21 protein-coding genes are annotated in these 24910 nt (G+C 65.1%); 15 read left to right on the plus strand and 6 right to left on the minus strand.

Features of this window, described 5'->3' with window-relative positions; translation table 11 throughout:
* The first annotated feature begins 1 nt into the window (after position 1).
* The 8 genes from fcl to WS57_RS16345 are packed head-to-tail and all read left to right on the plus strand — an operon-like array spanning position 2 to position 8353.
* Positions 2-964, plus strand: coding sequence for a GDP-L-fucose synthase (gene fcl, locus WS57_RS16310; protein WP_009689730.1), 963 nt, complete (start codon positions 2-4; stop codon positions 962-964).
* Position 965: 1 nt separating this feature from the next.
* Positions 966-2267 (plus strand): lipopolysaccharide biosynthesis protein, encoded by a 1302-nt coding sequence (locus tag WS57_RS16315; RefSeq protein WP_059600728.1) that lies wholly within the window; start codon positions 966-968, stop codon positions 2265-2267.
* 4 nt (positions 2268-2271) lie between these two features.
* Positions 2272-2895, plus strand: a complete 624-nt coding sequence (locus tag WS57_RS38250) for an acyltransferase (RefSeq protein ID WP_081337631.1) — start codon at positions 2272-2274, stop codon at positions 2893-2895.
* Positions 2885-4093: a glycosyltransferase family 4 protein gene (locus tag WS57_RS16325; RefSeq protein WP_081337632.1), complete on the plus strand. Its 1209-nt coding sequence runs from the start codon at positions 2885-2887 to the stop codon at positions 4091-4093. Before WS57_RS38250 ends, WS57_RS16325 begins: the two co-directional genes overlap by 11 nt.
* Positions 4093-5454: a hypothetical protein gene (locus tag WS57_RS16330; RefSeq protein ID WP_069244544.1), complete on the plus strand. Its 1362-nt coding sequence runs from the start codon at positions 4093-4095 to the stop codon at positions 5452-5454. The genes WS57_RS16325 and WS57_RS16330 overlap by 1 nt, the downstream gene beginning before the upstream one ends.
* 34 nt (positions 5455-5488) lie before the next feature.
* A complete protein-coding gene (locus WS57_RS16335; protein WP_009689725.1) occupies positions 5489-6643 on the plus strand; it encodes a glycosyltransferase in 1155 nt (384 codons plus the stop codon).
* A 47-nt stretch (positions 6644-6690) separates the two neighbouring features.
* On the plus strand, positions 6691-7833 hold the full coding sequence (locus tag WS57_RS16340; protein ID WP_009689724.1) for a glycosyltransferase: 1143 nt from the start codon (positions 6691-6693) through the stop codon (positions 7831-7833).
* 13 nt (positions 7834-7846) lie between these two features.
* The gene (locus tag WS57_RS16345; protein WP_155774315.1) at positions 7847-8353 is read left to right on the plus strand and encodes a hypothetical protein; all 507 of its coding nucleotides are present in this window, start codon (positions 7847-7849) and stop codon (positions 8351-8353) included.
* An 80-nt stretch (positions 8354-8433) separates the two neighbouring features.
* Here the strand turns inward: WS57_RS16345 and WS57_RS16350 are convergent, their stop codons facing one another.
* Both WS57_RS16350 and WS57_RS16355 read right to left on the minus strand, forming a co-directional pair.
* Complete coding sequence (locus tag WS57_RS16350; protein ID WP_069244546.1) at positions 8434-9567, minus strand: acyltransferase family protein; 1134 nt, start codon at positions 9565-9567, stop codon at positions 8434-8436.
* A gap of 151 nt (positions 9568-9718) precedes the next feature.
* Positions 9719-13198: a hypothetical protein gene (locus WS57_RS16355; protein WP_155774316.1), complete on the minus strand. Its 3480-nt coding sequence runs from the start codon at positions 13196-13198 to the stop codon at positions 9719-9721.
* A 560-nt stretch (positions 13199-13758) separates the two neighbouring features.
* Here WS57_RS16355 and WS57_RS16360 point away from each other — a divergent pair.
* Entirely contained in the window at positions 13759-14316 is a 558-nt protein-coding gene (locus tag WS57_RS16360; RefSeq protein WP_009689719.1) for a putative acyl transferase, colanic acid synthesis, read from the plus strand.
* Entirely contained in the window at positions 14264-15163 is a 900-nt protein-coding gene (locus tag WS57_RS16365) for a glycosyltransferase family 2 protein (RefSeq protein WP_236871939.1), read from the plus strand. Before WS57_RS16360 ends, WS57_RS16365 begins: the two co-directional genes overlap by 53 nt.
* A 149-nt stretch (positions 15164-15312) precedes the next feature.
* On the opposite strand, the gene WS57_RS16370 is transcribed toward WS57_RS16365, so the two are convergent.
* The 4 genes from WS57_RS16370 to galU form a co-directional block, all read right to left on the minus strand.
* Positions 15313-16719 carry a UDP-glucose dehydrogenase family protein gene (locus tag WS57_RS16370; RefSeq protein WP_059519305.1) on the minus strand — a complete coding sequence of 469 codons (1407 nt, stop codon included), beginning with the start codon at positions 16717-16719 and terminating at the stop codon, positions 15313-15315.
* Positions 16720-16750: 31 nt separating this feature from the next.
* Entirely contained in the window at positions 16751-18016 is a 1266-nt protein-coding gene (locus WS57_RS16375; RefSeq protein ID WP_009689715.1) for a glycosyltransferase WbuB, read from the minus strand.
* Between the two features lie 143 nt (positions 18017-18159).
* The gene (locus WS57_RS16380; protein ID WP_009689714.1) at positions 18160-18741 is read right to left on the minus strand and encodes a phosphatase PAP2 family protein; all 582 of its coding nucleotides are present in this window, start codon (positions 18739-18741) and stop codon (positions 18160-18162) included.
* Between the two features lie 95 nt (positions 18742-18836).
* Positions 18837-19721, minus strand: coding sequence for a UTP--glucose-1-phosphate uridylyltransferase GalU (gene galU, locus WS57_RS16385; protein WP_009689713.1), 885 nt, complete (start codon positions 19719-19721; stop codon positions 18837-18839).
* A 333-nt stretch (positions 19722-20054) separates the two neighbouring features.
* Between galU and WS57_RS16390 the strand changes: the two genes are divergently transcribed.
* The 5 genes from WS57_RS16390 to bcsA all read left to right on the plus strand — a co-directional run bounded on the left by WS57_RS16390 (position 20055) and on the right by bcsA (position 24907).
* Complete coding sequence (locus WS57_RS16390; protein WP_009689712.1) at positions 20055-20288, plus strand: flagellar transcriptional regulator FlhD; 234 nt, start codon at positions 20055-20057, stop codon at positions 20286-20288.
* Positions 20289-21021: 733 nt separating this feature from the next.
* On the plus strand, positions 21022-21486 hold the full coding sequence (gene bcsD / locus WS57_RS16395; protein ID WP_038454630.1) for a cellulose biosynthesis protein BcsD: 465 nt from the start codon (positions 21022-21024) through the stop codon (positions 21484-21486).
* A gap of 36 nt (positions 21487-21522) precedes the next feature.
* The gene (gene bcsP / locus WS57_RS16400) at positions 21523-21936 is read left to right on the plus strand and encodes a cellulose biosynthesis protein BcsP (RefSeq protein ID WP_059519302.1); all 414 of its coding nucleotides are present in this window, start codon (positions 21523-21525) and stop codon (positions 21934-21936) included.
* Entirely contained in the window at positions 21933-22712 is a 780-nt protein-coding gene (gene bcsQ, locus WS57_RS16405) for a cellulose biosynthesis protein BcsQ (protein ID WP_009689709.1), read from the plus strand. Before bcsP ends, bcsQ begins: the two co-directional genes overlap by 4 nt.
* Positions 22709-24907 (plus strand): UDP-forming cellulose synthase catalytic subunit, encoded by a 2199-nt coding sequence (gene bcsA, locus WS57_RS16410; protein ID WP_059519300.1) that lies wholly within the window; start codon positions 22709-22711, stop codon positions 24905-24907. The genes bcsQ and bcsA overlap by 4 nt, the downstream gene beginning before the upstream one ends.
* Positions 24908-24910: the final 3 nt, after the last annotated feature.

Consider the following 24910-nt stretch of genomic DNA (forward strand, 5'->3'; position numbering starts at 1 on the left):
GATGAATACCTCCAAACGAATCTTCGTTGCCGGCCACCGCGGCATGGTCGGCTCAGCGATCGTCCGGCGACTCGCGATGCAGGGGCAGGCGGATATCGTGACGCGGTCGCGGCATGAACTGGACCTGACGGATCAGCATGCGGTCGGCGCGTTCTTTGCCGAGAACGCGATCGACGAGGTCTATCTCGCCGCCGCGAAGGTCGGCGGGATCTACGCGAACAGCCATTATCCGGCCGACTTCATCTACGAGAACATGATGATGCAGGCCAACGTGATTCACCATGCGTACAAGGCCGGCGTGAAGCGCCTGCTGTTTCTGGGATCGTCCTGCATCTACCCGAAATTCGCCGAGCAGCCGATACGCGAGGACTACCTGATGACGGGCAAGCTCGAGCCGACGAACGAGCCTTACGCGATCGCCAAGATTTCGGGCATCAAGATGTGCGAGAGCTACAGCCGGCAGTACGGCGTCGACTATCGCAGCGTCATGCCGACCAATCTGTATGGTCCGGGCGACAACTACCATCCTGACAACAGCCACGTGATTCCGGCGCTGTTGCGGCGCTTTCACGAAGCGAAGGTCGACCGGCTGCCGGCCGTGCGCGTCTGGGGATCCGGCAAGCCGCTCCGCGAATTCCTGTACGTGGACGATCTGGCTGCGGCGTCGGTGCTCGTGATGGACCTGCCTGCCGACCAGTATCGGAGGATTACCGGTCCGATGGAGTCCCACATCAATGTCGGCACCGGCGAGGACGTCACGATTGCCGATCTGGCCGCGCTGGTCGCGGACGTCGTTGGATATTCGGGTGCACTCGAATTCGATGCGTCGAAACCCGACGGTACGCCGCGCAAGCTGCTGGACATTTCGAAGCTCAGGTCCATCGGCTATCGGCCGGAAATGGCGCTCGGCGACGGTCTGCGGCGCGCGTACGACGACTTCCTGCATTCGGCGCAGCGGAAGTGACATGCTCGCCACCCTCAGGAACCAGCTCAGGAAGGGCACGTTGAGATCGTCGCCGATATTCTCCGGCGTCGTTGCGAACATCTTCAACCAGGGCATCACGGTCATCGTCCAGCTCGCCTCGCTGCCGATATTCCTGCATTTCTGGGGGGCGACCCGCTACGGTCAGTGGATCGTCATTTCCGCGGTGCCCGCCTACTTCGCGATGTCGGATATCGGCATCGTATCGGTTGCAATCAACAAGATCGGCATGCTTCATGCACGCGGCGAGGTGGAGCGCGCGAATGTCACGCTGCAAAGCGCATTCGCGGGCGTGACGGGGCTGCTGCTGTTCGGAACGCTGATCGGCGCGGCGTTCGTGTTCCTATTCCGGTCGGGTTCGCATGACGAATCCTGGGCGCTGCTGCTGCTGGTCGCGACGGCCTTGCTGAACCTGTATTCCGGTCTGTTCGACGCCGCATTCCGCGTGGTCGATCGTTATGCGGCCGGTGTGTTCCTGCTGTCTTTTGCCCGTCTCGGCGAATGGCTGGCGACGGTCGCCTGCGTCGCAGCAGGCGGCGGCATCGTCGCGGCGGCCGCCGCCGCATGCGGCGCGCGCGCCGTCATTCAGCTCGCCATCCTGCTCGGCCTGCGGCGCTCGGACAGCGGTCTGCAGTGGGGGCTGTCAAAGAGTTCGCTTGCGGAGCTGAAATCGCTGGTTCCGCAAGGTGCTGCATTCCTCGGCTTCCCGCTCGGCAATGCGTTGAGCATTCAGGGCATGACGCTGGTCGTCGGGCATTTCATCGGCATGCGCGAGGTTGTCGTGTTCAACGCGTATCGCACGCTGTCGCGGTCGATCACGCAGCTCATCACGACGGTCAGCCGCGCGGTCTGGCCGCGTTTCTCGAGCCTGTACGCGCGCGGCCAGCATCGCGAAGCGACGGAGCTGCGCAGGAAGGCCGAGCGCACTGTCGCGTTCGCCGCGGTGGCGACGTTCGTGCTGCTGATCGCGGTCAGCCGTCCGCTGATCGACTTCTGGGGGCGCGGCAAGCTGCCGTACCAGCCGCTCGTGCTTGTCTGTCTGCTGTTCGTCGCCGTCGTGACGTCGCTGTATCAGGTGAAGCTGGTTGCGCTGATGTCGACGAACCGGCATACGGGCGTGTCGGTTCAGTTCTGCGCCATTTCTGCCGTTGCAGTAGGCGTCGGCTGGGCGTTGTCCGCCATCGTCGGGATGACGGGGCCGGTCGCGGCCGTCGTGGTCGCGGAAATCGCCATTTTCGTGTCCGTCACGCGCGCGTTTCGCGGCATGACACCGGGAGGGATCTAGCGCAATGAAATATTTGTGGATCCATCGGGAGCGCCCGCGCCCCGGATCGCGCCGCTGGTGGGTGGTCTGGGTCAAGCGCGCGCTGATGTTGCGCAGACTGGTCCGGCTTGCGCTGATCCAGGCGCGCCTGCGCGCGAAAGGCGTCAAGATCGGCGAACTGTCGGTGTTGTACCGCTTCAGGATCCAAGGCTCGCCGGCCAGGATCAGCATCGGCTCGCACAGCTTCGTGTCCGAGGATGTGACGATGGCTGCGCACGACCGGATCACCATCGGATCCCGCGTGGTGATCAACGACGGGGTCAATATCCTCACGGCCTCGCATGCGCTCGGCGATCCGCACTGGCGCATGTATTCGCGCGAAGTCAGGATCGACGATTACGCATGGATCGCGACCAACGCAACGATTCTTCCCGGCGTCCATATCGGGACCGGCGCGGTGGTCGGGGCGGGCGCCGTCGTGCGCTCGGACGTCGCGCCCTACGCGGTCGTCGTCGGTAATCCCGCGGCGCCGGTCGCCAGAACACGGGTTCGGACGCTGGCATACGACCCGGCGCTGTTCAGTGCGCCCTTCGAGGCGTGGGTAGGGGCCAACAATCAGACGAAGCTGGAAGGCGAGTATGGGAAATGAGGTTCTGGTGGCCCATCCGTACAAGCATCACGCGTTCGAGCTGGGCGCGGCGATCGCGGAATCCGGTCGACCCGTGCAGTTCATCACGCCGTTCTACAGGAAGGGATTGACGGCGTGGCTGGCGCGGCTTCCGCTGAATGCCGGCCGTCGCGCGGCCGGCTACGCCCATCCGGGGCTGCCCGCGTCGAGCGTGCATTGCCCGCTCCCGGCGACGCTGCTGCGTGCCACGCTGGGCGCGACCCGGCCCGCCGCCTTTCGCGATGCATTCGACCGGATGACCGCGCGTTACGTTTCGGCGTCCGCCGGACGATTCTCGTGGCTGGTCACGCTGCAGGACTACATGCCGCGCACGGTCGACGCTGCGGTGCAGGCGGGCATCAGGATCTGGTCCGACCAGATCCTGAACCAGACCGACGATGCAATGGCGCGCATCGCTGCCCACCACCGCACGCTCGGACTGCCGGTTCCCGAACACGACGAATCGAGGAACGACGCAATCCTGCGTCACGCGCAGGTGGTCACGGTGCCGTCGACGTACTACGAGCATTCGCTGCTGAAAGGCGGCATTACGTCCGCCGATATCTACAAGATTCCGTACGGCGCGTTCTTTGCGTCGCATACGACGGCTCGCGAGACTGTCGCTCGCGAGCGGCGCGAGTTCCGCATCGTCGCGCGCGCCAACACGATCCGCAAGGGCGGACACCTGCTGCTGTCCGCGATCGAGTCCTGGGGCGATCGGTGGGTCGCGGCGCTCGGCGGCGAGACCTTGCGGGTCAGCGTGCTGGGTGAACTCGCGCCTGCCCTCGTCGCCCAGCTGGGCACGCTCGCCATCCCGCCAGACGTGACGATCACCCACGGCACGATTCCGCATGCGCGCGTCGGCGAACTCTACGGGAATGCGGATCTGTTCGTGATGCCGTCGCTGTCCGAGTCGCTGTCGCTCGCCTGTCTCGAGGCACTGAGCTTCGGCCTGCCGCTCGTCGTGACGCCCTATACGGGAATCGAGGACATTGCCGGCGTGTGCGGGTTCATGGTCGACGACAGCGTGGACAGTCTCGGTGCCGGCATTCTCGAGGCAATCGAGTCGCGTCCGCAGTTTGCCGCGATGCGGGCGCGCGGGCAGGAGCTCGTGCGGGACGTCTACAACTGGCAGCGCTACCGGCGGTTGATGAAAGACATGATCGAAGCGAGGCTGTGATGCGGCAGTCCCATTACTTTGCGTATATCGTCGCGGCGTTGTTCATCGTCGGGATGGCGCAGTATGCGCCGCTGGCGATCGATTCGATCGTGCGCGGCAATGTTCAGCTATGGACGGTCGATTCCGGCGCGCTGGACGGCGCAGGCCCGACCCGCTATCTGAAGGACCTGTTCGTGTTCGGGTTCGGCGCCTATTGGCCGATCGCAATCTTCCGGAGAAGGCAGACCGGCGAGATCTCCGAGATCTGCACGTTCTACTTCATCTGGATCGCCACGATCGTGTCGATCGGTCTGATTGCATTCGTCGCCGAGCTGAGCCCGGCGCTTTTCCTGCCGGCAGGCATTCGCTGGGTGATGCTGCTGCATTGTTCGTTCGGCCTGTTCCTGTTCTCGAAGGACTTTCCGCAGGCGCCGGCGGTGCAGCGCAGGCTGATCATCCTGCTGCTGGTATTCAGCGTGCTGAACGTCTATGTCGCCAACAAGCAGGCGTCGCTCGGCGCTTCGCTGTCCCACGTCGTGCTGGTGCAGGGGCGCGTCACGGGAGTGTTCAGCAACGCGGGAATTGCGGGGATGTTCGGTCTTGCGCTCGCGATCTTCAGCGTGCTGCTCGATCGCGCGCGCGGGTGGCAGCGTATTGCGCTGATCACGTCGGCGTTCATGACCGCGCTGCTGTCGGGTACGCGCTTTGCCGTGATCTCGATCGCGCTGCTGGCGGCGGTGCTGTGCTGGGAACTGATCGCGAACGGCGCCGAGCGTAGCCGCAAGATGCTTCTCACGGTGTTCATCATCCCGTTCGCGCTGGCGGCTGCCGCAGCCGGCTACGTGTCGCTGATGGCGGCGGCGGGGCGCGGCGACATCGTCGGCTCGCAGCTGGAGAAGGGCGGGCGAATCTCCAACGCGGTGACGACGCTGTCGGACCTGGAGAATGCGGACCTCGACGAGCTGTTCGTCGGACGCGGTCTGGGTGTCGGAACCAATACCGCGGTTGGCTATCTGCAGGCAAGCGGTGTCGATCCGAAGCAGTTCCGCTTCAACTGGCTGATCGACAACGCATTCATCACGCTGATCTTCCAGACCGGCATCGCAGGCTTGCTGGTGTTTGCGGGCGGCATGTTCGCCTTTCTGAGCAAGGTCAGACCACGCTGGAATCGCCACTTGAAGGCGCGATACTGGGCATTGCTCGTTATCACGCTGGTGACGTTCAACGGCGGGAATGTCCTCGAACACTATTTCCTGCTGACGTCGTTCTTCGTCGGTTTCGGCACGCTCTTCTGGCGGGATCGCCGCGAGGCGCGCACGGTGACGGCCGTGTCGGCCCGTCGCATTCCTCGCACGTTGATGGCGGGCGAGGCGGGCCAGTGACGAGCGTGACGTTCAATCGACGGAAACCGAAACCATGATCGTATTCATCGCGGCCTACAGCCCGCCCGACCGGATCGCGCACACCAGTCTGGGGGCGGTCAGGAAGATCGAGTTCTTCCTCGGATTGCTGGCGCGCATGTCGCGCGACGTGCTGCTGGTCAATACCGCACACAACGAAAGCACCTGGCGGAAACGGCATGTGCGCGAATGGACGCTGGCCGGGTCGCGCATCCGCGAGTTGTCGCTGCGCACTTATCCGTCTCGACCGGTCGGAAAAATGCTCAATCTGCTGGAGGTGAATGCCGTCGCCCGCGAGATCGGCCAGCACGGCAAACCGTCGCTGATATGGATATACAACCCTTACGCGCTCGAGTCGCTGCTTGCACGGGCGCTGCGCACTCGATACGGGAAGGGCGTGGTGCTGGAATTCGAGGACTGGATGCTCGCGAGGCGTGCGATGCATCCGAAATCGACGCTCGACTGGATGGCGTGGCGCTACGCGTTGCCGAAGCCGTCGCTGTGTCTTGCCGTCAACAAGACGTTGCAGAACCGCGAAGCCGCGCGCAGCGGCTGTCCGACGATGCTGTGTCCGGGCGTGGTCTCAAGGAAATTGACGATCGCGTGCGCGCAGCGCGAGCCGTTTTCCGGCACGACGAGCGGGAAGACCGTCGTCGGCTATTTCGGCAGTCTCAACGCGGAGAAGGGCGCGGAGAAGGTACTGGCGCTGGCGGAACACGCCGATCCCGCGTTCGAGATTCATGTGTGCGGAGCCGGCCCGCTGTCCGGCGCGTTCGAAGCAGCTGCACGGCGCTCGAACCTGCTGACCTTCCATGGCGTGCTCCCCGAGGAACGGTTGTTTGAACGGATCGCCGCATGCGATGTATTGCTGAATCTCCACAGTCCGATCGAGAAGATGGGCAGCGGCGTGTTTCCGTTCAAGGTCATCGAGTATGTGGCGTCGGGCCGGCTGGTGCTGTCGACGTCGCTGCCGGACATCGGTATCGGCGAGATTACGGGCGCACTGCAGGTTGTCGGACACGATCTTGCGTCGATCCTCGAATTGCTGAAAGACGCGGCCGCGCGGTACCGCGACAACCGGGCCAGTATCGACCGGGCGCGAACCGTCGCCGAGACGATGTTCGGCGAACGCGGGATGGAAGACGCCGTCCGGCGCTTGCTGGACGCGTAGCGGCTGCCGTGGAACTCTGATACGCGATGATGAATCGAGGTGAGCGATTGAGGCTTCTTCACGTTATTTCGTCGGTCGACGCGACCGGGGGCGGGCCGATCGAAGGCGTCACGCGCCTGGCCGCGCAACTGAAACTGCTGGGGCACAGCATCGACATCGCCTGTCTGGACGACGATGAGCGGAATGCGCCGCGAAATGGTCCATTCGGTCGCGTGGTCCGACTGGGAAAGGGCAAGGGAAAATACGGCTTCAATCCGAAGCTGACCCGATGGCTCGAAGCGCATGCGTCGGAATACGACGCGGTCGTGGTAAACGGCCTGTGGCAGTTTCACGGCGCCGCGGTGCGGGCCGCGTTGCGTCACCGTCCGGTCCCGTATTTCGTCTATTCGCACGGCATGCTCGACCCGTGGTTCAACAAGGCCTATCCGGTCAAGTACCTGAAGAAGCTGCTGTATTGGCTCGTGATCGAGCGCCGCGTCGTGAACCACGCCAAGTCGATCGTCTTCACCAGCGAGACCGAGCGCATGCTCGCGCGTACGTCGTTTCCGCTATACCGGGCAAACGAAGCGGTAACGGTCTATGGCACCGCGCCGCCACCGACGGCATCCGCCCAAGCCGCGCCCGAACCGGAACCGGCGGCGGACCCGCGCAAGATCATTCTGTTTCTGGGCCGCATCCACGAAAAGAAGGGCTGCGATCTGCTGATCGCCGCATTCGCGGCGCTGGGCGCGTTGCAACGCGAGTATCGGCTCGTGATCGCCGGGCCTGACGAAAGCGGCCTGGTGGAGCGGCTGCGCGGCGAAACCGTCCGTCTCGGAATCGAACAGGACGTCACGTGGGCGGGCATGGTCAAGGGCGACGACAAGTGGAACCTGATGCGCTCTGCCGACGTGTTCTGCCTGCCGTCGCATCAGGAGAACTTCGGCATTGCCGTGGCCGAGGCGCTGGGATGCGGCGTGCCGGTATTGATTACGGACAAGGTCAATATCTGGCGCGAGATCGTCGAATACGGCGCAGGGTACGCGGCAAGCGATACGGTCGATGGCGTGACGGAGGTGCTTCGCAACTGGTTGCACACGACGGCGGAAGCCAAGGAACGGATGCGGGAACGAGCGCTCGCATGCTTCAACGAGAAGTTCCATATCGAACAGGTCGCATTGAGCTATTTGCGGATTGTCGGCGGGCAATAGGAGACGCGACGGAATGGGTGCGATCAACATGCGAACGGATGTGGTTCGAATGTCGCTGTGCGCGGCATTGGCATTTTTGAGCGTGGCGGCGGGCGCGCAGCCGGGAAGCGTGTCCCGCATCGATTCGGCAAAGCGTATCGGCGCATCGACCGGCATCGCGTCGAAGGGACAGCACCTGCCGGAATCGAACGGGACTTCGGCGGCGGATCCGCTGCTGGGCGGACCGACCGCCTACGACGATGCCCAACTGGCGAACTTCGGGGCGCCGGCGGAAATACCGGCGCCGCGACCCTACGAAAAAATGACCGACATTCCGCCGACGCCCACCGAGCGGCTCGCGCTCGCGTCCGCGCGGGCGGGCATCGACAGCCGTCCCGGCGCGGGGCTCGGTACGCGCAGCGCGCCACGTGCGGCGCCGGCGGCCAACGGGCTGGAGGCCGGGATGCCGGCGGTCTACCCGACCAACGTCTATCCGCAGGGCAGCGCGGGCAAACTGGCGGTCTATCCGCTTCCCTGGTAGCGGGCGACGCCGGCAGGCGTTTCGCGATCATCGTATGCAGCGCCAGTCGCTGCTGCGACACGCGACACATGCCATTGCCTCTACCGGCCGCGCTCCAGCGAGCCCGAACCGACGATCGGCAACCGGACAGACAGCAGCAGCGCCTTGAAATACTTCGGCCGCTCGACGAACTTGGCGAGCATCCGCGCGAACGCGACAGCGATCACGAAGGCGGCAGCTCCACATGCGACCGACCGGAGCAGCGACGTGCCGATCCAGTGGAGCGACCAGGCAAGCCCGAGCGCCAGAATCGGGAAATGGACGAGATACAGCGTGTAGGAAAAGTCGCCGGTTCGAACCAGCCAGCGCGGATAGGTCCGATCGAGCACGCGCCACCCGAACAACAGATAGCCGTAAAGTCCGGCGAAAGCGGCGCCTGCGGTCAATTCGATCGAGTGCACCGCGAAGCCGGCGCCGATCATCCGCGGGTCGATCGCCGCGAGCGCCGCGATCACGAGTGCGCCGATGCTGCCGGCCGCAGCGAGCACGCCGCTGCGATACCGGCTGCGATAGTGCGTCATCAGGCAGATGGCCGCACCATACGACCAGATCGCGAAGAAGAAGCCGAAGTTCTCCTTTCCCGCCGACGCCGCAACGACCGCCGCAACCGCGACCGTCAGCGCCGCCGCACGAAAGCCGCGGTGACGCGTGAAGCCGCCAAGCGCGAAGAAGAACGCGATCACGTAGCTCCAGACTTCCAGATACAGCGACCAGAACGGCGGATTCGCACGCGTCATGCCCTTGATCATCATCAGCGACTCGACGAACTCCCGCGCCGACAAGGTCATCGCGGGAACGGCATAGGCGTCCGCCGGCAGGCCGAATCGCGTATCGGCGCCGGGAAGATGCATCGCATGCAGCGTAAGCCAGCAAAGCATGATCACCGCGAGGCTGGCGATGAACGGCGGATAGATGCGTGCGATGCGCGCGGCGACGAATTCCCGGCTGCTGAAGCCGTCGGCCGACTCGCCGTTCTTCAGGATGCTCAGGGTAATCAGGTAGCCGCTCAGCAGGAAGAACACGATCACTGCATGCAACCCTAGCGTGCGCGACAGGAGCCACGCCGGATGCGTGTCGCCGATGAGCCTGACGAAGTAGATCTGGCAAATATGCGACAAGGCGACGACCAGCGCGGCGGCGCCGCGAAACGCATCGAATTTCTCGTGATTGTGCATTGCTGCTCCGGTCCGTCTGCTCGGCCTGGCCTGATGCGCACCCGTCGGGTCCGCGACTTGCCGGACAGTGTAGAGGCTGCCGGCGCGCGCGATCCGACAACATCTGGCCGATCGCGACAGGGCGTGCCCGGTGTCGAGCCGCGTGGCGACATCAGCGACCGAAGTGAAACGTCCCCCACAGATTCGGCGTGAGTTCCGCCTCGCTCGGCACGTCGCTGACCAGCCCGGTCGCCTTGTTCGACCAATATGCGCGCTGTAGCGTCTCGATGCCGTTGCCTCGCAGCACGCCGATATCGCCTTTCAGGCTCGCACCGGCCGGCGCGGCGAGACGCAGGGTCCGCAGTGGAACGGACAACCGGTAGATGAACCGCTTTGTCCCGCCAGCGCCGTTCACGTCGGCATCCTGCGTCAGTTCCACCTGGTCGCTGACATCAATGACCTGATCGAACCGGATCGTCCGGAGCGGCGAGCTGAAGGTCGCCGAATCGGCGGTGCTTCCGGGCTCGACGGGGCGATACAGTATCGCGGTCGTTCTGCCTTGAACGCGTGCGACGAGCAGGCGTTCGTCTCCCTTGACCGCATGCGCGCGATCCGGCGCCGCAGTGGCGTCGGTGCCAAGCATCAGATCGATGCCGCCGCCGGTCTTGAACAGGTTCTGCAGCGCATCGCCGCTGTTTTCCAGCAGCGCGGGATCGTCGGTTCTCACCGCGATCAGCAGGCGATCGCGCGCAATCGCGAGCGCCGCGTCCGTGTCGACCTGGCGGCGGGCCCAGCTGCCGACGAGGATGTTGCGCGTATCGATGTTGACCCACCGGGTCGCGTCGTCGGGCCAGTCCGGACCGTTTGTGCGAGCCGTGATGCGATCGTCGGTCACGCGCTCGACCTCGAGCACACCGGGGTGCAATGTCGTGGTTGCCGTCCGGGCGAGTTCGTCGAGCACGGCCTGGCGCTGGGCATCTGCCAGTTGCCGCGACGTGACCGTGATCGTGGCATCGGGCAAGCGTCGGATGCCGTCAAGGCCGTAGAGCCTGAACAGCGAGCCGGTATGTCCGGCCTGCAGGTACACCTTGCCGTCTGCGGTCTCGGTCAGGACCGGATGAAAGCACTCGGGCAGCAGGCTCGTCGAAGCGAAATCCGCGCCTCGAATGCCGCGCGGCGGCAACGGCTCGGGCTGGGTCCGGGCATCCCGGAACAACGTGGCGACGAACAGGCCATCGATCGTGAACAGGTAAATCTGCCCCTCGTTGCCGTTGATCGCCCATAACTGTCCGGCGTTCGACGGCGACGGCGCGTCGACCGGATTGCCGAGCACGCGCGTCGTACCGATCAGCTCGCCCGGGAATTCGGGAAGCGGGGCAATGTGCGACGCATGAAGCCCGGGCCACAGGCTCGGATAGGACCACATCGGCACGCCGTTGCGTGCGCCGCCCACGCCTTGGGCAGCGAACGGGGCCGGGGGCGTGGTCAGTACGGTCCAGCCGTCGTTGCCGACCAGAACCTGGCCGCCACCCGAACTCGCCGGCGGCTGCACGTCCCGGGCCAGAATCTCGCCGCCCTGGATCGCATAGTCGGGTACGCCGTGCGCCGAGATGCGGGTCGGTGCAAGGCGCAGCGCCACGTTGCCGGCGTTCGCGATCGTGAAGGACAGGTCATTGCCGACGCCGACGCCACCTACGAGCAGCCCGCTCCTGCCAGTCGCCGCCGGCTTCAGGAACTGGACTTCGCCGGCATCGAGACGCCCGTCGCCGTTGTCGTCGGACCAGACGAACAGAAGCGGCTGCCGCTCCGGCGCGACGCCCGAGGGCATGCGCTGCCGCATAGCCGCCGACGAAAAGGCGGGCAGCAGCTTCCCGGCTCCGTCGAGCGTGCTGCCCGCCGCCGCGACCGGATGCGCGATCCCTTTGTCGACACGCCAGAGTATTGCGCTGGGTGGGCCGCTGATCTCGGACGCATGCGCATTGGTCAGGTACAGCGAGCCGTTTCGATGAATCGGGTATTCCGGCATCGTGCCGGTTCCTTTGCCGGTCAAGCCGATGTCGCCGCTTTCCGTCCTGAAGTAGACCGCTTGCGGAACGCCCGCACCGCCGGACGGATCGATCCTGAGTTCCATGCCGCCGCCTTCGTCCGCATGGAACAGTCGGCCCGGGTCGACCGGATCGACGGCGCCGCCTCCACCGTAGCGGCTCGGTCCATAGAATGCGTTGACGAGGCGGCCGTCGGCGGCATTCCAGACGCTGATGCGTTTGGGCGTCTTGTCGTTCTCGGCGACCCACAGGCGTCCACGCTCGTCGAGTGTGATACCCGCCGGATGGTTCATGTGCAGCGGATCATAAGGTCCGACTGCCGGCTTGCCGGGATGTCCTATCGCGCGCAGCAGCTTGCCGTCGGAGCTGAAGACCTTGACCTGGTGGCTTTGCCCCCAGTCGCTGACGTACAGCGTTCCGTCGGCATCGACGTACAGATACTGTGGATCTTCGAGGGCCGCCGCGACGATTACGTCCGGTGCACCGAGCCGGGCCGGCGCGGAAGCGGCGATCCGAAAGCGCAGGACGCCGTGCGTGGTCAGCACGAGCAGGCGACCGGCCGCATCGAACGACAAGCCGCGCGGATCGCGAACGGTGGCGGTTCCGAGTACCGTCTTTCGGGCGGCGTCGATGAACAGCAATTGATTGAGCCGGCCGAACGCGACGACGACTACACCGTCATGCGCGGCGAGTCCGGTGAGATCGAAGCGCTGCGTGTAGCCGGTCACGTCCGGGGCGTCCGCATTTCCGCCCGTCCCCGGAATTCGGTAGGGCGGGTCGAGCACCGGCACGTCCTCGCCCGTACCCAAGCGGCCGTCCTTCGGTTTCGCACCCGGATGTGAAAGGAGCGCGTTCAGGCGCAGTTCGCGGACATTGCCGTTGTATTTGTCGCCGTGCCATGACGTCGCGGCGTAGGCATAGACGTCCGTCGACCGATGCGCGCCCGTATCTCGCGCCAGCTGCGTTGCGCCGGTCCAGCCGCCACCGATCCACATTTGCCCCCAGCGCTTGTGCCCGTCGAGGTCGAGCCATGCAAGGCCGCTGCCGCCCTCGGTGAAATAGCTGCCGACGATCACCTGGCCGCTGGTCCCAGACCTCACGCCGGAGGGGTCCGAAATCGCGCCGCCCGGGACGAACAGCACCGCGCTGGGCGCGGAATGATTGGCGAGCCACTCGCTGCTGCGATCCTTCGTCTGCCACGCAGGCGCGCCGTTGCTGTACGGCGTTCCTTCGTAAGCGATCCGGATCGCCGGGCGCACCAGTCCGCGAACGACATATCGCCCCGGCGCAACGATTTTTCCAGGAATGTGATACTGCCCATGCGTTGCGGCGTCGGTGTCGCGACCGACGTCGTCGAGGCCGTCCCACCACGCGATATGGTCTCCCGCCGGAAACGGGGTTTCGCTGATCAGGTTTCGGACGCGCCTGCCGTTCGGGTCGTCGATCACCAGCGTCACATATCCGGCGCGCGCGGTCGAAAAGCGTATCGGAATCGACAGTCGAGCGGATGCCGGCGATGGCGACGCCGCGATGGACGGCGCGCTTGTCAGCGCTGCAGCGACAGCCAGCACGATGCTGCGCCATCGGGATGCGAGCTTTGCGGGCATGCGGATCACCTTGAACGTGGCGGCGCAGGGAGCAGCGGCGAGGCATCGAGGGCCTTGCTGCACACGACGAATGCGTCGACGACGGCGACACGCGGGGCGCCACGCCGCGTGCCGCAAGCGTAATCGAGATTGCCGAATTCCGCACGCACCGGATCGAGTCGGCTTCCGCCAAAACCTCGCCGATCAGTGTGCCGGTCGCGCGCCACGGTTCCTGTCGTGACGGCTGTTCGCAGGATCGATCGCGAACGGACTGCGCGGCTGTCAGTGCGAACCTCGATCCGGCAAGCGGCAGAAACCCGGCACGCACCGCCCATGGCGAAAGCGGACAGGAATATGGCCGGCCCGAAAACAGGCCGATGATATCGTTCGCCATCGGGTCGACACGCGATTCATTGCGTGATCTCCCTCCGCTTCGACGCGCAGCCGAATGCGCGCATTTCGTATGCAGTCCCTCTTTGTGTGCGTCTTTCTGCACGCTCGGGCTACGCTGCAACGATCACGCGACACGCGAGCGGAGCATATAGACAGGCCGACTACTGCGCGGTCCAGAACAGGCGACCATGATCATCCAGGGCAACGATCCGACCGTCTCCCCGTCGTTCACACTGCGCAATCGCGTGATGCGCCAGTTATGGAGTTGGACGTGGCTGCTGCTGTTTCGGCCGAGTCCGAGGCCATGTCATGCATGGCGCGCCGCGTTGCTGCGTCTGTTCGGTGCGCGCATCGGCGAACATGTGCACGTGTACCCGGGCGTGCGCGTCTGGGCGCCATGGAATCTCGACATCGGCAATCGCGTGGGCGTCGCCGACGGCGTGACGATCTACAACATGGACAAGGTCGTCATCGGCGATTACTGCGTCGTCTCGCAAGGCGCTCATCTTTGCGGCGGCTCGCACGACTACCAGTCGACCAATTTTCAACTGGTCGCTGCACCGATCGTCCTGCAGTCTCACACGTGGGTCTGCGCGGAAGCGTTTGTGGCACCGGGCGTGACGATTCCCGCCGGCGCCGTGATCGGAGCCCGCTCGGTCGTGACTCGCAGCCTGCCGGACGCCTGGGCGGTTTATGCCGGAATGCCGGCGAGAAAAATTGGAAAACGGACGAAGCATGACACCTAGCCAATCCGGTATCTCGGTCATCATTCTGACCAAGAACGAGGCGCGCGATTTGCCCGGCTGCCTCGAGAGCGTCGCGTGGTCAGACGACATCCACGTGTACGATTCGATGAGCACCGATGCGACGGTCGATATCGCGAAGGCGTTTGGCGCGACGGTCACGCAACGCCCGTTCGACAACTGGGCGAGTCATCAGAACTGGGGGCTGGCCAATATCCGGTTCAAGCATCCTTGGGTGTTCTATATCGACGCCGACGAGCGGATGACGGAGGAACTGGTCCGCAGCGCGACGCAGGCCGTCGCATCGGCCGGCGACGTCGTGGCGTTCAGCATCCAGCGCAGGGATTTCTTCATGGGCACCTGGCTCAAGCATGTGCAGACATCGCCCTACTATCTGCGGCTATTCCGTCCCGAGAAGATGCGCTACGAGCGTCTCGTGAATCCGATCTCGATTCCGGATGGGCCGAGCGCGCGCATCACCGGCTATCTCGATCATTTTCCGTTCAGCAAGGGCCTCGATCACTGGGTGGCCAGGCATAACAGCTACAGCACGCTGGAAGCGATGCAGATCGTCGAGAACCGGCGAGGGCAGGCCGACTTCAGCTTGATCAAGGCGTTGACGAGCCGCGATTTCCACGAGCGGCGGTTCCATCAGAAGGAGATTTTCTATCGCATTCCGATGCGGCCGCTGGTGAAATTCCTGCTGCTTTACGTCGGGAAACGCGGGTTCCTGGATGGCAAGGCGGGACTCACTTATGCGGCGCTGCAGTCGATCTACGAATATCTGATCATCGTGAAAACGGACCAGATCAACAGGCAGGACACCGCCGGCACCGTGCCGGGGCGATAGGCGAAGGCCGGAAAGGGCGTGTCCCTTTCCGGCGACGATAACGGGCCATTGTAGAGCCATGCGTCGGTCGGCGGTACCGACCCATGGCTCAGATGCGCGAAGCGGTACGACGCCGCCATCAAGATTCGCGCGCGACCGGCAGGACGGACCTAGCCGCGAGCCATTCTCAGCGTCTTTGCCGCCCGCTGGCCCGCCACATACGGCCGCCCAATACTGTAATACTCGACCCCCAGCTCCGCCATCGCCTCCGGCTCGTAGAGATTCCGCCCATCGAAAATCACCGGCTCGCTCAACAATTCGATCAGCGCCGCGAAATTCGGGCTCTTGAACACCTTCCATTCGGTCGCGATCACCAGCGCGTCGGCGCCGGCGACCGCCTGTTCCGGCGATTCGACGAACGTCAGTCGCGAATGAGCGGCCGGATCGCCGCCCAGATCGAGCGCAAGCACGCGCCGCGCTTCGTCGACCGCAACCGGATCGTAGGCGCGCACGCTCGCGCCGCGCGTCAGCAGCCCGGCCACCAGCTCGCGGCTCGGCGCTTCGCGCATGTCGTCGGTATTCGGCTTGAACGCGAGCCCCCACAGACCGAACGCCAGGCCAGTCAGATCGTCGCCGAAACGCGCGGTGATCTTCTCGAGCAACACCTTCTTCTGCGCATCGTTGACCGCTTCCACGGCCTCAAGAATCCGCAGCGAACGGCCATATGCGGCCGCAGTCTGCACCAGCGCACGCACATCCTTCGGGAAACACGATCCACCGTAGCCGACGCCGGCATACAGGAAGTCGTACCCGATGCGCGGATCCGAACCGATACCGCGCCGCACGGCCTCGATATCTGCGCCGACGCGGTCGGCCAGATTCGCGAGCTCGTTCATGAACGAGATCCGCGTGGCAAGCATCGCGTTCGCCGCATACTTGGTGAATTCCGCCGAGCGCACGTCCATGTAGCGCGTGCGCTCGTGATTGCGGTTGAACGGCGCGTACAGACGCTTCATCTGCTCACGGGCGCGCTCGCCGGCCTCGTCGTCGTCGGTGCCGATCACGATACGGTCCGGACGCATGAAATCGTCGACGGCCGCACCTTCCTTCAGGAACTCGGGGTTCGACACGACCGAGAATTCGTGGCGCAGGCCGCGCCGCGAGACCTCCGTGGCGATCGCGTCGTGGACATGCAGCGCGGTGCCGACCGGCACGGTCGACTTGTCGACGATCACCTTCGGGCCGTCCATGTAGCGGCCGATGTTGCGCGCGGCGGCAAGTACGTATTGCAGGTCCGCGGAGCCGTCCTCGTCGGGCGGCGTGCCCACCGCGATGAACTGGATCTCGCCGTGCGCGACGCTGGCCTCGATGTCGGTCGAGAACTGCAGCCGCCGGCTCGCGCGATTGCGATCGATCAGTTCCTTCAGGCCGGGTTCGTGAATCGGAACGCCGCCGCCGTTCAGGATGTCGATCTTGCGTTGATCGACGTCGACGCAAAACACGTCGTTGCCGATCTCGGCAAGGCATGCGCCCGTGACGAGGCCTACGTAGCCGGTACCGATGATGGTGATCTTCATGTTGCGGTATGGAGAGGGATCGATTGCGGTTTCAGAAATCCGGATGCTGTGCGCCGGACACGTTGGTGGTGGATCGCGTGGTACGCAGCGCCTGCAGCCGGGTGTCGAATTCGTTCAGCACTGCATCGCGCGACAGGACGGCCTCGGCGAACGTGCGTCCGGCCTGGCCGAGCCGCACCCGCTCCCCCCCATCCCCCGCCAGCGCATCGATCGCCGACGCAAGCGCATCGGGATTGCCCGGCGGCACCACCACGCCGCGCTGCGCCACCACATCATGCAGCTCCGTCCCCGGGCTGGCCATCGCGATCACCGCGCGGCCGCTCGCGAACATCCCGGTCAGCTTCGACGGCATCACGAGATCGGCTGCATCGGCGCGTTGCGGAAGGACGTGGATGTCTGCGAGGTTCAGCAGCTCGTTGAGCCGGCTGACGGGCTGCAGCTCCATGAACCGGCAGTTGCCGAGCCCGCCGCAGCGCGCGATGAGGTCGTCGCGCGCGGGGCCGTTGCCGCAGAAGACGAACACCAGGTTGTCGCGCGACACGAGTCGCTGCGCCGCGCCGGCCAGAATCTCCAGTCCTTGCTTCGCCCCCATGTTGCCGGAATAGAGCACCACGACCGCGTTCGGCGAGATGGACAGCGTGGCCCGCAACTCGCTCGGCCGCTTCAGCGGATAAATCGAGTGCGTATCCGCCCAGTTCGCGAAGTGCACGAGCCGGTGCGTATCGATGCCCTTGCGCGTCGCATGCTCGATCATCTTTCCCGAGATCGTCGACACGGTATCGAAGCGTTTCAGCAACCCGCGCTCGAGGGCGAGCACCGCGCGCTTCAGCAGCGAGCCTTTCAGCATGCCGAGGTTGAACGCCGCATCGACCTCGTAGTCCTGGATGTGAATCCACGCGTGCGCACCGGTCAGCCGCGCGACGAGCCATCCCGCGGGCGCATTCAACAGGCTCGGCGCGATGCAGATGACGACGTCGGGCCGCCACAGCGCGTGCCGCAGCATCAGCGGCAGGCTGGATATCGCAAAGCTCGCGAGGTGCACGATGCGCCGCACGCCGCTCGGCCGCGACGGCACCCACAGCGGTGCGCGCCACAGCGCGACGCCGCCGCGCTGTTCGGTCGAATAGCGCAGGGCCGGGTATCCGCTGGCGATGCGCCATTCCGGGTAGTACGGCGGCGCACATACGACTCGCACCGAATGGCCTTTTTCGGCGAGCGTTTCCGCCATCTCGGCGGTGTACTTGCCGATGCCGGTCAGCTCCGGGGCGTAGTTGATGCCGTAGACGAGAATCTTCATCGGCTTCCAGCGAGAGAAGGGAAAATGGTGCAGTGCATGACACGCGCATTGTCGGCAATGCCCATCGCGCAAGGCCGACAGAATATTGATCCGTACCGCCAATCATCGGTCGCGAGTGCCGCACCGGAAGATGCGCATTTCGCTCAGAAATGACGCGCGCACAGAAACCACGAATACCTGTCGATCGCCGCCTGAATCGGCGCATGATGTCCGTACGCGATCCCGGATGCCACCAGCACGGAACAAGCCGCCAGCGGGCGCAGCCACGGCGGCAGAATCGGCGCATCCTTCCACCGCTTCAGCAGCAGCATCGTGACGAGCACGCCGAGCATCCAGCCCGCGATCACTTCGGACGCGGTATGCGCATCGACGTGTACGCGCGCGACGCCGATCGTCGCGGCGAGCGCAAACCCGGGAAACAGCGCCGGACCGGTATGAACGTGCCATCCGTCGTGCAGCAACAGCAGGCACGCCATGGGCCACACGGTGGCGGCAAGCATCGTGTGGCCGCTGATCACGCGGAAATCGAGCGAGCGAATCTCCACTCCGCAGCCGGCATACAGAACCTTGGTGAGCCCGACCAGCAGCATCGCGGCGGCGCTCAGCATCAGCCACCACAGCGCGATGCGCCAGCCGTACAGCGAGCGCGTGAGCCACGCGAAACAGACGGCGGCGAGCGGCAACGTCAGCGCCGCGTCGCCGAGGTTGCCGATGGCGAGCCACATCCCGGACCCCGTTGGTCGAAACCTTCACGTCAAATGCGCGCCGCGCGAACGCGGCTGCGCGGCGCTTCATGCAGCCCCGGGATGCGCGAGCGTCGTCACGCGACGAGCTGCTCCGCCATGCGCGCGACCAGGTACTGCTCGAAGTCCGCCGCGACTTCCGGATGGCGCAGCGCGAATTCGACCGTCGCCTTCAGGTAGCCGAGCTTGCTGCCGCAATCGAAGCGCGTGCCGTCGTATCGGTATGCGAGCACCTGTTCGTCGGAGAGCAGCGACTGGATCGCGTCGGTCAGCTGCAATTCACCGCCGGCGCCGGGCTTCAGTCCGCGAAGATGCGTGAAGATCTTCGGCTTCAGCACATAGCGGCCGACGACACCGAAATTCGACGGCGCTTTCGCCGGCTCGGGCTTCTCGACGATGCCCGACAGCTTGAACAGATCGTCTTCCCAGCGCTTGCCGTCGATCACGCCATACGACCTCGAGTCTTCCGCGGCGATTTCCTCGACGCCGATGACCGACGCGTGATAGTGGTCGAATACGTTGATCATCTGGCGCAGCACCGGTGTCGGGCCGTCGAGCAGATCGTCGGCGAGGATCACCGCGAACGGATTGTCACCGACGAGTTTCTCGGCGCACATCACGGCATGGCCGAGGCCGAGCGCTTCGGCCTGGCGCACGTAGAAGCAATCGACATGGCTCGGCTTGATGCTGCGCACCAGCGAAAGCAGTTTCTCCTTGCCGCGCGCCTCGAGTTCGGCCTCGATCTCGTACGACTTGTCGAAGTGATCCTCGATCGCGCGCTTGCTGCGCCCGGTCACGAAGATCATCTCGGTAATGCCCGCCTCAATCGCTTCCTCGACCGCATACTGGATCAACGGTTTGTCCACGACCGGCAGCATCTCCTTCGGGCTCGCCTTGGTGGCTGGCAGGAAGCGTGTGCCCAGCCCGGCGACCGGAAATACGGCTTTCGTCACTTTCAACATAGCGGTGGTTCCATGGGTTCGAGATGAAGAACGGACAACATCGGGTTTCGCCGCACACCGAAGCGTTCGGCGCGACACGGAACGCCATTCGATGGCCGGCATGCGTGCAATTGGGGAAATCCTAGGATCAATCGCGCGTATGGCGGCGACTGAATCCTGGATGAATCCGACAGCCCGATGACAGGTAGCGCATGGCGGATTTCATCTTGCGTTTGTCGGCGACGACGTTATTGACAGGCATAGGGTGAGCTTCGGAACCCGGAAACCACGAGCGTGCCGACGACGCACCGGCGCGACGCATCGCGCTCGACGGCCGTTCAATCAGGAGGGGTCATGGCGGAACAGGACGATATTTTCGGCGCGATCGAAGCGCTCAACCTCACATACCTCGGCCTCGTGCAACAGATGCTGCAGATCGACCGCGAGGTCGCTGCGCGCGAGCTGGGCATCTCGAACCGGATGGCGGCATGGATCATCGCGCTGACACCGGATCAGATCGAGGAACTGGCGAGCCGCAGCGAGCCGCTGTGCGACCTGCGCGAGGAAGTCGTTCCGGCCCGCGCATAAGCGCAAACAAGGGCTGGCGGCCGCGTTCGCGTCGCATGTGCGCTTGTCATGCATGAAAGATGAATAAGCGTCCAACCAAATATTATTTACGATCGCAATGCAATTGCAAAAAAGAAGGTTGATAGTGTCGCCTTTGAGACTTAATCCACACCGCCGACGCCATGAAAACGACAATTTCCGAGCAGCAGCGCCCCCTCCGTGACGGAGCCTGGTTTCCTTGCACCGTCCCGCCCGCCGAACCGATGTGGTGCGAAGGCCGTTGGCCCGGCAATCCATGCGGATTCCCCGTGTATTGGGACGGCACGCGGTGGCGCAGCAAGATTTTCGGCGCCGACGGCGATTTCTGGCGCGCGGATGCGATGCGCGCGGCATAGCCGGACGCCGCGGTACGCGCGAACGCCGTTCGCACTTCATCTCGATGACGCGCCCGCTGCAGCGATCGCTTCGTGCGATGCTGGTGGCGCGCATCGGTCGGCGATGCAACTGCCCGCCATATCGGTCGATCCGCGACGATCGCCCGCCGACCCCGCCGAGCCGTTCGTTTGATCCATGTCAATCAGCTTGGCGTTTTTCGACTAGATGTCGGGTCACATTCGCCGACTTCGATTCGATACGATTCCCGGAAACGCGATCAGGACGATACCCGCACAGGACGTGCGCGATGCGGGACGCCGGTTGCCGGTCAGCGCCGTTTGGGGGCGCGCCGTTCATTTCTCACCGGGGAGCACGTCCGTTGCAAGATGTTCTGGAGCATTTGCTCGAGCGCCAGGTGTCGCCTCAATGGCGCGGATTCCTCGAAGCATTGGCCGGCGAGTTTGTCGATCAGCTCGACCACGACGAGTTGCGTCAACTGATGGCGCGCGTCGGCGCGCGCTTCGCGGCCGCACATCCGCTCCCGTCATGCGAGTCGACGCGCGACCTGGCAATGGCGCTGAACGCGCGGTGGCGCGAAGCGCAGTGGGGCTACGCCGAACTTTCCGACGAACGCGATTTCCTTCGCATCACCCACTATGCGGCGCCGCTGCGTGCGCTTGGCAGCGGAAATCTGGCATGGTCGACGGCCTTTCTGCAGGGCGCCTACCAGTGCTGGTTCGACAGCGTCGGCGCGGTGGGCTTGCGCGTGGCGCAGGAGGCGTCCGTCGAAGACGACGCGAGGATCGAACTGCGTATCGCGCGAGCAACGAACCGACCGGCCTGACTCGCCGACCTCTGCACGACAACGAACGAGCACGCCATGCCGACCTCATCCGATATCGAATCGCTGTTCAAGCGTTTTGGCGGCGACGCCGAGCGCTATCAAGAGATCCGCGCGGAAGCGGACGCCGAGCGGGCGCGCACGCGCTGGCCGTTGCTCGGTCTCGTCGAACTGGCCGACGGCGCGCCGCCGGAACAGACGCGGCCTGCGTCGTCGGGCGGCGAGCGGACCCGGTTCGAAGCACGCGCGACCACGGAACACGTCCGTCGCTCCGGCAATACGGAACGGTCCTCCGGCCTGTTGAAAAAACTGGTCGGCAAGCCGGCAGCGCCGGACGCGACGCGCACACCGGACCCGTCGGAGCCGCTGCTTCGCGTGTTCGACCGGTTGCGCGCCGAAGCGCCTGAAGAGGGCGTGAGCGCCGAGCTCGCGGCGCGGACGATTCGTCCATGAAGATCGTCGCCATTGTTTCGGCAAAGGGCGGCGTCGGAAAGACGATGCTGGCGGCCAACCTCGCGTCCTCGATCGCGGCGACGGGGCGGCGGCAGGTCGCCGTCGTCGATCTCGATCCGCAGAACGCGCTGAAGCTGCATTTCGGCGTGCCGCCCGACATGCACGACGGTCTCGCGGACGCGGCGCTCGACGAGCGAAGCTGGCCGTCCGTCGTCGCAGACGGGATGAAGGTGCTGCCGTTCGGCGTCGTCGACGAAGCGGAGCAGCGTCGCTTCGAGCGCCTGCTCGACCGCGACCCGTCGTGGTTCGCGCACGCGCTCGCGTCGCTCGGCCTGGCCGACGACGACATCGTGATCGTCGACACGCCGCCCGGCACGTCGGTCTACATGCGCGCGGCGCTGACGGCCGCGCATTTCGTGCTCAACGTCGTGCTCGCCGACGCCGCGTCGTATGCGACGATCCCGCAGATGCAGCGGATGATCGACACCTATGCGACGCCCCGCACGGATTTCGTCGGCGAAGGCTATGTCGTCAACCAGGTCGACCAGTCGCGCGAACTGGCGCGCGACGTGCTTCGGGTGCTGTGCGACCGGCTGGGCAGGCAACGATTCGCCGGCGTGATTCACGCGGATCAGGGCGTCCCGGAATCGCTCGCGTGCCGCACGACCGTGCTGCGCTACGACCCGCGCTCGCAGGCCGCGGCCGACCTGAATGCGTGCGGCGCGTGGCTGGTCCGCGCGATCGACGTGCGCGGCGCGACGCGGAGCGTCGCATGACCGCGCCTGCCGACACGCCGCGCGCGCCGACGCTCGACCGCTTCATCGACGCGCTGCCGGCGCCCGGCCGCGCGCTGATGCTGCCGCTCGGCGCGTTCGCGCTCGTCGCACTCTATTTCGTGTGCACCGTCCCGCTCGACGATATCGAGCAGCTCGCGTTCGCGACCTGCTGCATCGCATCTGCGCTGGTGTTCCGGCGCGTCGCCGGGCGTTACGCGATGCTCGTCATGATCGTGCTGTCGGTCGTGGCCACCGGCCGCTACATGGTCTGGAGACTCGGCACCACGCTGGTGTGGTCGCATCCGCTCGACGCGGCGTGGGGCACGCTGCTCGTGACGGCCGAGGTATATGCGGCGGCGGTCCTGCTGCTCGGCTATTTCCAGACGGCATGGCCGCTCGGGCGCAAGCCGCTGCCGCTGCCCGTGTCGCGCAACGACTGGCCGACCGTCGACGTGTTCATTCCGACGTACAACGAGCCGCTCGCGGTCGTCAAGCCGACCGTTTACGCGGCGCTCGCACTCGACTATCCGGCCGACAAGCTGTCGATCCACGTGCTCGACGACGGACGGCGCGACGAATTCAGGGCGTTCTGCGAATCGGTCGGCGTGCACTGGACGACGCGCGACCACAATCGCGATGCGAAGGCCGGCAATCTCAACGAAGCGCTGAAGATCACGCACGGCGAATACTTCGCGATCTTCGACTGCGATCACGTGCCGACGCGCTCGTTCCTGCAGATCGGCCTCGGCTGGTTCCTGCGCGATCCGAAACTGTCGATGCTGCAGACGCCGCATCATTTCTTCTCGCCCGATCCGTTCGAGCGCAACCTCGGCATCTTCAGGGAGGTGCCGAACGAGGGCGAGCTGTTCTACGGCCTCGTGCAGGACGGCAACGACCTGTGGAATGCGACGTTCTTCTGCGGCTCGTGCGCGCTGCTGCGGCGCTCGATGGTCGAGGAGATCGGCGGCATCGCGACCGAGACCGTGACCGAGGATGCGCATACCGCGCTCAAGCTGCATCGCCGCGGTCATACGACGGCCTATCTGTCGATTCCGCAGGCGGCCGGGCTCGCCACCGAGAACCTGACGGGGCACATCGGCCAGCGCATCCGCTGGGCGCGCGGCATGACGCAGATCTTCCGGATCGACAACCCGCTGCTCGGGCGCGGCCTGACACTGGGCCAGCGGCTCTGCTACCTGAACGCGATGATGCATTTCTTCTACGGTGTTCCGCGACTCGTGTTCCTGACCGCGCCGCTGTCGTTCCTGTTCTTCAACGCCCATGTGATCCACGCTTCCGCGACGACGCTGGCGCTCTATGCGCTGCCGCACGTGCTGCACGCGAACGTGACGAACTCGCGCATGCAGCGCTGGTTCAGGCATTCGTTCTGGGCGGAAGTCTACGAGTCGGTGCTGGCGTCGTACATCGCGTTGCCGACGCTGCTCGCGCTGATCAATCCGCGGCTCGGCAAGTTCAACGTGACGGCCAAGGGCGAACGCATCGACAAGGGCTACTTCGACTGGGCCATTTCCAAGCCATACCTGAGCCTGATGGTGCTGAACCTCGTCGGCGCGGCCGCGGGCATCGCGCATATCGCGCTCAGCCGGCACGGCGGCAGCGAAGCGCAGACGACGGCCTTCAACCTCGCATGGACGGCCTACAACATCCTGATCCTCGGCGTCGCCGTGTCGGCGGCGAACGAGCGTCGCCAGGTGCGCGTCGCGCATCGCGTCGAAGCGTCGATTCCGGTCATGCTGCGGTTTGCGAACGGCCGGACGCTCGCGTGCGAGACCCGCGACTATTCGGAAGGCGGCATCGGCGTGATCGTGCCCGACGACGTCGGCATTCCGCTCGGCGAAGCGGTGACCGTGTCGCTGTTCACAGGCGTCGACGAGTACGCGTTTCCCGGCACGATCGAATATGTCGAGCGCGGGCGCGTCGGCATGCGGTTCGACAACCTGTCGCAGCGCCAGGAGTTCGAGCTCGTCAGCTCGACCTTCGCGCGCGCGGACGCATGGATCGACTGGGGCGCCGGCCGGCGTCCCGACTCGCCGCCGCGCGCGTTCCTGCATGTTCTGCAGGTCAGCCTGCGGGGATTCCGGCGATTCGTGTCGCGTCTGTACGCCGACCTGCGCGCATGGCGGCGCGTCCGCCGTCACGATGACGATACGGCCAACGCAACAACAGAAAAATGACAT

Origin of the sequence: Burkholderia pseudomultivorans, assembly GCF_001718415.1 — a bacterium.
Classification (GTDB): domain Bacteria; phylum Pseudomonadota; class Gammaproteobacteria; order Burkholderiales; family Burkholderiaceae; genus Burkholderia; species Burkholderia pseudomultivorans_A.

Bases quoted from the DNA above. Each gene is read 5' to 3' on its own strand.
- WS57_RS16380 (WP_009689714.1), bottom strand. From the start codon at position 18,741: ATGTGGCTCGCCATCGGCAACCTCGGCGACGCGGCGCTGACGTTGCCG.
- WS57_RS16325 (WP_081337632.1), top strand. From the start codon at position 2,885: ATGGGAAATGAGGTTCTGGTGGCCCATCCGTACAAGCATCACGCGTTC.
- bcsP (WP_059519302.1), top strand. From the start codon at position 21,523: ATGCCGACCTCATCCGATATCGAATCGCTGTTCAAGCGTTTTGGCGGC.
- WS57_RS16375 (WP_009689715.1), bottom strand. From the start codon at position 18,016: ATGAAGATTCTCGTCTACGGCATCAACTACGCCCCGGAGCTGACCGGC.
- bcsA (WP_059519300.1), top strand. From the start codon at position 22,709: ATGACCGCGCCTGCCGACACGCCGCGCGCGCCGACGCTCGACCGCTTC.
- WS57_RS16360 (WP_009689719.1), top strand. From the start codon at position 13,759: ATGATCATCCAGGGCAACGATCCGACCGTCTCCCCGTCGTTCACACTG.
- WS57_RS16315 (WP_059600728.1), top strand. From the start codon at position 966: ATGCTCGCCACCCTCAGGAACCAGCTCAGGAAGGGCACGTTGAGATCG.
- WS57_RS16330 (WP_069244544.1), top strand. From the start codon at position 4,093: ATGCGGCAGTCCCATTACTTTGCGTATATCGTCGCGGCGTTGTTCATC.
- WS57_RS16390 (WP_009689712.1), top strand. From the start codon at position 20,055: ATGGCGGAACAGGACGATATTTTCGGCGCGATCGAAGCGCTCAACCTC.
- WS57_RS16350 (WP_069244546.1), bottom strand. From the start codon at position 9,567: ATGCACAATCACGAGAAATTCGATGCGTTTCGCGGCGCCGCCGCGCTG.
- WS57_RS16345 (WP_155774315.1), top strand. From the start codon at position 7,847: ATGGGTGCGATCAACATGCGAACGGATGTGGTTCGAATGTCGCTGTGC.
- WS57_RS38250 (WP_081337631.1), top strand. From the start codon at position 2,272: ATGAAATATTTGTGGATCCATCGGGAGCGCCCGCGCCCCGGATCGCGC.
- WS57_RS16335 (WP_009689725.1), top strand. From the start codon at position 5,489: ATGATCGTATTCATCGCGGCCTACAGCCCGCCCGACCGGATCGCGCAC.
- WS57_RS16365 (WP_236871939.1), top strand. From the start codon at position 14,264: ATGCCGGAATGCCGGCGAGAAAAATTGGAAAACGGACGAAGCATGACA.
- bcsQ (WP_009689709.1), top strand. From the start codon at position 21,933: ATGAAGATCGTCGCCATTGTTTCGGCAAAGGGCGGCGTCGGAAAGACG.
- WS57_RS16355 (WP_155774316.1), bottom strand. From the start codon at position 13,198: ATGCCCGCAAAGCTCGCATCCCGATGGCGCAGCATCGTGCTGGCTGTC.
- WS57_RS16370 (WP_059519305.1), bottom strand. From the start codon at position 16,719: ATGAAGATCACCATCATCGGTACCGGCTACGTAGGCCTCGTCACGGGC.
- galU (WP_009689713.1), bottom strand. From the start codon at position 19,721: ATGTTGAAAGTGACGAAAGCCGTATTTCCGGTCGCCGGGCTGGGCACA.
- fcl (WP_009689730.1), top strand. From the start codon at position 2: ATGAATACCTCCAAACGAATCTTCGTTGCCGGCCACCGCGGCATGGTC.